We start from the raw sequence: 6223 nt of genomic DNA, 5'->3' as shown, positions 1-6223 counted from the left end.
TGAAAACTAAGCGTCAGAAAGCAGGATGGGATAATGGTTACATGCTGAAAGTCCTCACGGTGGGTTTTACGTCAGTATAATTTAGACCCGTTTGCCCTAATCAATTGGGTTGCGTAATTACAAAAGTCAGTATATTGTGATAAGAGTGAAAGCAATGTCACACAGCTTATTAATCTCAGACCTCGCCTCGGCGGGGTTTTTTTGTCATCAAGACAATAAATGCATAATTGCTTGTAAATGGCGTAATTTTGATTTATGTCATTTCAGAAGAGTAAAATAAAAATATTAAATTATTTGTCTCAATATGATTATTAATAAATTCTATATGAATACAATTGAAATATATTTCATTGTGGTAAATTTGATTTCATAAGCGCTAATTTTTAATGTTTTTATTTTGCTTTTCTTTGGTATGGTGGTGCTGTAAGTAGCTTACTAATTAAATATGGATCCATTGTTATTTTGGTTGCATATAAAAGATAATAATACCACTAACTAATGAGGGTACTATAATGGCAGATGTGATTGATATATTAGTTGCCATAGATGAAAAAGTTATTGTTAGGGAGAATCAATATAATAAAAATCCTAGCAAACCAGAACTTGTTGATTCTAAATACGTTCATGTGATGACTTATGATGAAAGTTTAATAACGGATAATCATGGAGAACAATTAACACTGTTATCAATAGCGCGTGGCGATCAGATTAGGTGGAGAGGTATCTCATTATCACCTGTTGATTCTCCCTACTCTGCGATTTTAACTTCATTTTTACCAGATAATGTGGCTGATTACGATGAGTACCTTAGTAGGGCTACTCGTAAACCGCTCAGCAAAAATGTGCCAGTTGTTCAAGCTGGAACAGGAAATATAGGATTTCAGGTAGTTCCAAACGATTACTGGTTGAGCGAAGTTAAAAAAAGCCCCGTTACTCAACCAGTTACGCTTCCTTCTACAGGATATTTTACGATATACGATCAGACCTCCCAACCAATAGGCTATTGCAAGTGGCATCATACCTTAGTTCTGGTAAGTTAAATTGATTTCCTAGCCTCGCACTCGCGGGGCTTTTTGCTATCTACCCGTCGTAAATCCAACTACGAAAAGATATTTCGTAGTTCAAAATCCCGACATGGGAATTCCCATAACGGAACAAATTCAAGTGGTTCGGTTAAGTCGAATAACCGAACATGGTCGGTCAACACCTATATCACTGTTAAATCAATAGGTTAAGTGTGATTTTAGGTGGTATGGTCAACACTTCGATCGGGGTTAGAGAGCACCCTATATGTTATATAAATCAATGTGTTAATGTGATTTTTAACGGAAAAGAGATCACCCCGTTTAGATCACGGATAACGAGTTTCAAGGCTGCGCATAGCGTGGCTTTTTTTTTGTTTTGTCATCCTAAAGTTAGGAAACTAGAAATGAAAAAGTTAACAGTCACCCTTTCAGGTCTAAATGAGAGTAACGCCGCTGGCTCTGTAATTTTTAAGGTATGGCAGCGTGATAAGTTACTGATTGAAGACACGTTGAAAGGGAAAGTTTCAGAGAGATATAGCAAGGTTTATGATATCGATGGTTCTAATGAGCCTGTAAGAATTGAGCATAACCGCAACGATCTCCCATCACTTAAAATTACTGCCCGCATCGCATAATCAATTGCGCTTTATTGAACTTTAGTCAACCAATTAATAATCTATTCTCCGGGTACCCAATCGAAGGAGATAGAAATGTTTGTAGAAGAAGGGTTAAAGCCAGATCCGGATAACGCTGGTTTTGTGCTTGGATGGGGAGTTGTGCGCTATTCTCCTTGGCATTTAGCTGGCGTGTATGCCACTAAAGAGAAAGCCGAAATACAAGCAGTTAATTTCGGCTCAGTTTATGAAGTCCATTACGGATCGCACAGAACGGGTAGTGATGACTTCGCATGGGGCATTGATCCCTAATCATTACTTATTTCTGTATGGATTAACGTCAGGGTCGCAAATGCGGCCTTTTTCGTATCTGCAATGCTAACTAATTGAAATTAATCCGATACCGGAATTCCGGTGACGACCTCCTATTAACTCAACTCACAGGGGTAACCATCGTTCACCCCACGGACGCCCATTGTTCAAATGGGGTGGAATATGAAGATGAAAGAAAATCCTGACTTATGGGCTGACCTATTAAACGGCCTTAAAAACTCGTGGCCGCAAATATCCGGCTCTGCTTTAGCCATCGTCATTTGCTATGGGCGTCTGGTGTATGACGGCGTAGACCGTAAAAATAAATGGATAGAAGGCATTCTGTGCGGGGCGTTGTCATGGGGGATTTCGAGCGGCTTAGAGCTGTTCGGTATACCCAGTAATGCCGCCCCTTTCGTTGGTGGGCTGGTGGGCTTTATTGGCGTTGAGAAGATACGCGAGTTTGCTATCCGCACCATCAATAAACGGTTGGGAGATAAACAGTGAGCAGAGGCATTCGTAATAATAACCCCGGCAATATTGATCACAACCCCGTGAATAAGTGGCAGGGTCAGTTGCCTCATGATGAAAAGATTGAAAAGCGGTTCTGCCGGTTCGAATCACCAGAGTATGGCATTCGGGCACTGATGAAGCTGCTGTGCAATTACCATAAAGGCGGACACAACAGCGTCTCTAAAATCATCAACCGCTATGCCCCAAACTCGGAAAACAACACCGCTGCCTATATTAACAGTGTTGCTAAGACACTCAATGTTGACCAGTTTGAGAAAATTACACTCGATAAATCCACGCTGATTGCACTGACCAGATCAATCATTCAGCACGAGAACGGCAAGCAACCGTATACCGATGAAATATTCGAAAAAGCATTCAACTTACTCTGAGTTATAAGCCTCTGAAATCGGAGGCTCCTCCACATATGCGTACTGACGTGCGAGCAACCCAATCATGAGCTTATAGAAATAGAGCCTGAGAAGTATCGCCAGGTGGCGACCTCTCATGGGCGATATTTCTACGTCAGCAGGCTCTTATTTCTATAGGAATACGCAATATGCATACAATTACAGTCCCTTTTTATAACGATGAACTTTATGTTGTGGAATACAACAATGAACCTTATGTCCCGATGAGACCTATTGTCGAAGGTATGGGAATGGATTGGGCTTCACAATACACCAAAATAAAACAAAGATTTAATACCTGTGTTGTGAATATCACAATGCAGCTTCCCGGAGATAAACAGCATAGAGATGATGAGGTTTTGATTTGATATGAAACTCAATAGCCAATACTTCACTCTTGGTGCGATGGTGATTGTCTCTGGCCTGCTCTGGTTCTATTACAGTGAGTATCATAACAAGGCCAAAGAATACAATAACTTAAAGTTAGAGTATGACGAACAGGTCATTGCGATAAATAAGCAGCAAGAACGCATCAAGCAACTCGCAGAACTGGACAAGACTCACACTCAGGAACTCGCCCATGCCAAGACTGAAATCAACACTCTTCGGGCTGATGTTGCCGCTGGTCGTCGCAAGCTGCGCATCAAGGCCGCCTGTCCTGTGCCTGAAACCACTTCCTCCGGCGACGTGGTCAATGGAACCCCCGTCGAACTCACTGGAGAAACTGGATCAACTGTTCTCGATATCCGAGAAGGCATCATCAACGACCGGGCAAAACTGAGATATTTGCAGGATTATGTTAATACTGAATGTAGAGGAAAATAATGGAAAACCAACACCGCAAAATCACTGGCTACCGTGAATTGTTCCAAGATGAAATTAATTGTATGAACAAGATTAAGTTGATGGGTGAGGAATTAGGCCAGCTCTATGATCATCTTGTAGTGACACATACACAAACCGGAAATCACCAAATTGATATTCGTTGGTTGAATGAAGGTCGCACTGATTTGCAAAAAGGGATCATGTGCTGGGTTCGTGCCGTGGCTCAACCAACGACATTTTAATTGGTTGCCACCCCAGAGCAAATAATTCTGGGATTGCAGGACTATATCAAAACACAACACAAATGATTGAGGTCATCATGAAATTTGAAGAATTAACACTAGAATCACAACAAGCAGCGCGGGAAGCTCTGTTGAATGTAATTAGTATAGAAATGGAATCTCGTGGCTATATTGACAACGACAGGGCGAAATACATCGCCCGAAATATTAGAGATAGCTTTATTGCTCTTGAAACAGAAGACCCAAAACGAGGAAATGGTGATGATGAAGCTGAAGTTGAAGATTAGTCTTCATCCAAACCAGACCATTTTCTGGTTCCATTTGATTTAGTGACAAGAATAGCTGGATTAGTTTTTACTTTTTTTGCTGTATCAAGAGCTAAATCACGAATTTCTTCTGTGGATTTATCACTATTGATTGAATACTCCGCATCTGGCAAATGATAGATCTTGCCAGCTTTGGTGGTAATCGTGCGTTTAAATCCAGCATTTCCCATTTTTTCATGTAATTTATCGTAATCCTTAGAGTTTGCATTATGTAACTCAACGCGAACTGTAAAATTTGCCATTCTTCTTATTCCTTATTTTGACTATGGAATAGCCAACTTATCACTTTCCCTTAATTACGGTAAGTGAGGAACCACCTCGCCTGATGTGGTTAAAAGCAGGCAATGATTTCAGTATTAGCAACCTATCAAAACACAGTGTCAGTGAGCCTCTGAGTGATCAGGGGCTTGATAGAGTTTTGTGTAAGTTTTGGGCTGTACTGAATTAACTACATATACAAGAGGTTATTATGCAAGAAAGAACCATTGATAGTGATAATAAACCGAACTATGAAGCTATTGGTCGCTGTAAATTATTAAAAGAAAAGATAGCCAAACTTATTATTCAGAGGAGTGAGAGCGCTGATAAATTGAGTGATGAGATTATGCACTTGAAGGGGCATCCCTATTCAGGGGAATATTTTATTCCAAAGTTTGATATTGACTACATACATAAGCTACTGGAAAAAATCGCTGTTGTGAATACTGAACTCGTGCAGACAGTAAACAAATTCAACTTTTACTGTCAGGATGCAAGCGAACTGCCTCTTAAATTTACATTGTCACATCGGAAGTCAGTTCGTGAATGCGGCAGAGCAGGCTCAATTATCGGTATGAGCTAATTATCATCGCATAGCCTTCTCACCCCGAGGGCTATTCCATGTTAATGAGTAAGGAATCATTGGGTTGGTCCGGGGAATGAATCTACGTATTTGATAGTAAAATCTGGGAATGCGTTGACGAACTGAATCTTGTAATCAGGTGATGCAGTCACCATTCGCCATTTGCCCGGAGAATTCGCGGAGCTGGTGACAACTTTGACTTTCAGATCGGGGAATGAGTTAACAACCTTCACCTTATAGTCTGCACCGGAATTGACCACTTTGATGTTTCCGTAAATTTTAGCAACATCAACTTTGGTTTTAGCGTAAGCACCAAACGGAAGTAATAATGCGGCGACTAACAGGACTGCTAATTTTTTCATATGAACTCCTGTGCTTGGCAAATTCGTCATTTCGATAATAGGACTGTTTAATTCAGTTTATCCGATATGCTGGAGAGTACAAATGGCTACACTGAATGATCTTATCAACCAATTAGCAAAGATACGAAAGCAAATCCCCTTTGCAACGGCTCAGGCGCTTACCGAAGTCGCACGTAAGATAGAAAAAGCCCAGAAAGTGGCATTCGAACGCAAGCTGGAAAGCCCGACCCCTTTCACGGTTAAAGCGGTCAGAAGCAAAGGCGCACGTAAGAACGATCTAACCGCAAAAGTTTTCGTATTGCCAACGGCTTCTAGTTATCTGGAACCGTTTGAGGTTGGTGGTGTTCATAAACTGAATGGCGCTGCTTTACTCAACCCCAAGAACGTCAAACTGAACAAGTATGGCAACTTACCTCGCAACAAGCTGAAACAGCTGAAAGGCAAAGACGATACCTTCATTGGTGAAGTCTCAACGCGATACGGAAGTGATGTTAATGGCGTATGGCAGCGTAAGAAAGCCAAAAAGGTGAAAAAGAACAAGCAGCGGTTAAAACGCTCACCTAATGGAACACGCAGACCGAGAGAGAAACAAAGACCCCCAAAATTGCTTATTCGGTTCGGTGATGCGCTACCTGTTGAGCCTGTACTCGGCTATCAGGAACGGGCGCAACAAATGGCTCAATCGCTGATGCCTGCTGCTATCAGTCAGGCGCTGGATGAGGCGATACGGACAGCTAAATAAAAACTGGGACC

At 41.4% G+C, this 6223-nt stretch carries 13 protein-coding genes; 11 read left to right on the top strand and 2 right to left on the bottom strand.

Annotated features, from left to right (window positions below; all coding sequences use genetic code 11):
• Positions 1–512 precede the first annotated feature (512 nt).
• The 9 genes from Xbud_RS18165 (at position 513) to Xbud_RS18125 (ending at position 4228) form a co-directional block, all read left to right on the top strand.
• On the top strand, positions 513–1040 hold the full coding sequence (locus Xbud_RS18165) for an AidA/PixA family protein (protein WP_099137422.1): 528 nt from the start codon (positions 513–515) through the stop codon (positions 1038–1040).
• Between the two features lie 389 nt (positions 1041–1429).
• Complete coding sequence (locus tag Xbud_RS19675) at positions 1430–1660, top strand: hypothetical protein (RefSeq protein ID WP_145956668.1); 231 nt, start codon at positions 1430–1432, stop codon at positions 1658–1660.
• A 75-nt stretch (positions 1661–1735) separates the two neighbouring features.
• Positions 1736–1951: a hypothetical protein gene (locus Xbud_RS18155; RefSeq protein WP_099137420.1), complete on the top strand. Its 216-nt coding sequence runs from the start codon at positions 1736–1738 to the stop codon at positions 1949–1951.
• A 183-nt stretch (positions 1952–2134) separates the two neighbouring features.
• Positions 2135–2458, top strand: coding sequence for a phage holin, lambda family (locus Xbud_RS18150; RefSeq protein WP_244590035.1), 324 nt, complete (start codon positions 2135–2137; stop codon positions 2456–2458).
• Positions 2455–2856: a structural protein gene (locus tag Xbud_RS18145; protein ID WP_099137419.1), complete on the top strand. Its 402-nt coding sequence runs from the start codon at positions 2455–2457 to the stop codon at positions 2854–2856. Before Xbud_RS18150 ends, Xbud_RS18145 begins: the two co-directional genes overlap by 4 nt.
• A gap of 167 nt (positions 2857–3023) precedes the next feature.
• Positions 3024–3242 (top strand): phage antirepressor N-terminal domain-containing protein, encoded by a 219-nt coding sequence (locus tag Xbud_RS18140; RefSeq protein ID WP_244590034.1) that lies wholly within the window; start codon positions 3024–3026, stop codon positions 3240–3242.
• Between the two features lies 1 nt (position 3243).
• Complete coding sequence (locus Xbud_RS18135; RefSeq protein WP_099137418.1) at positions 3244–3699, top strand: lysis protein; 456 nt, start codon at positions 3244–3246, stop codon at positions 3697–3699.
• A complete protein-coding gene (locus Xbud_RS18130) occupies positions 3699–3941 on the top strand; it encodes an Acb2/Tad1 domain-containing protein (RefSeq protein WP_099137417.1) in 243 nt (80 codons plus the stop codon). Before Xbud_RS18135 ends, Xbud_RS18130 begins: the two co-directional genes overlap by 1 nt.
• Positions 3942–4018: 77 nt before the next feature.
• Entirely contained in the window at positions 4019–4228 is a 210-nt protein-coding gene (locus tag Xbud_RS18125; protein ID WP_145956667.1) for a thioredoxin domain-containing protein, read from the top strand.
• On the opposite strand, the gene ghoS is transcribed toward Xbud_RS18125, so the two are convergent.
• Complete coding sequence (ghoS, locus tag Xbud_RS18120; RefSeq protein ID WP_099137415.1) at positions 4225–4509, bottom strand: type V toxin-antitoxin system endoribonuclease antitoxin GhoS; 285 nt, start codon at positions 4507–4509, stop codon at positions 4225–4227. The two genes, Xbud_RS18125 and ghoS, sit on opposite strands and share 4 nt — an antisense overlap.
• A 227-nt stretch (positions 4510–4736) precedes the next feature.
• Here ghoS and Xbud_RS18115 point away from each other — a divergent pair, with 227 nt between their 5' ends.
• The gene (locus tag Xbud_RS18115; protein WP_099137414.1) at positions 4737–5108 is read left to right on the top strand and encodes a hypothetical protein; all 372 of its coding nucleotides are present in this window, start codon (positions 4737–4739) and stop codon (positions 5106–5108) included.
• A 56-nt stretch (positions 5109–5164) separates the two neighbouring features.
• On the opposite strand, the gene Xbud_RS18110 is transcribed toward Xbud_RS18115, so the two are convergent.
• Positions 5165–5470 (bottom strand): 7(1) septoil knot domain-containing protein, encoded by a 306-nt coding sequence (locus tag Xbud_RS18110; RefSeq protein WP_099137413.1) that lies wholly within the window; start codon positions 5468–5470, stop codon positions 5165–5167.
• A gap of 82 nt (positions 5471–5552) precedes the next feature.
• Here Xbud_RS18110 and Xbud_RS18105 point away from each other — a divergent pair, with 82 nt between their 5' ends.
• The gene (locus tag Xbud_RS18105; RefSeq protein ID WP_099137412.1) at positions 5553–6212 is read left to right on the top strand and encodes a hypothetical protein; all 660 of its coding nucleotides are present in this window, start codon (positions 5553–5555) and stop codon (positions 6210–6212) included.
• Positions 6213–6223: the final 11 nt, after the last annotated feature.

It is taken from the genome of Xenorhabdus budapestensis (assembly GCF_002632465.1).
Taxonomy (GTDB): Bacteria; Pseudomonadota; Gammaproteobacteria; order Enterobacterales; family Enterobacteriaceae; genus Xenorhabdus; species Xenorhabdus budapestensis.
The sequence above is the reverse complement of the archived record's forward strand: the minus strand, read 5'-3'. Positions and strand labels throughout refer to the sequence as shown.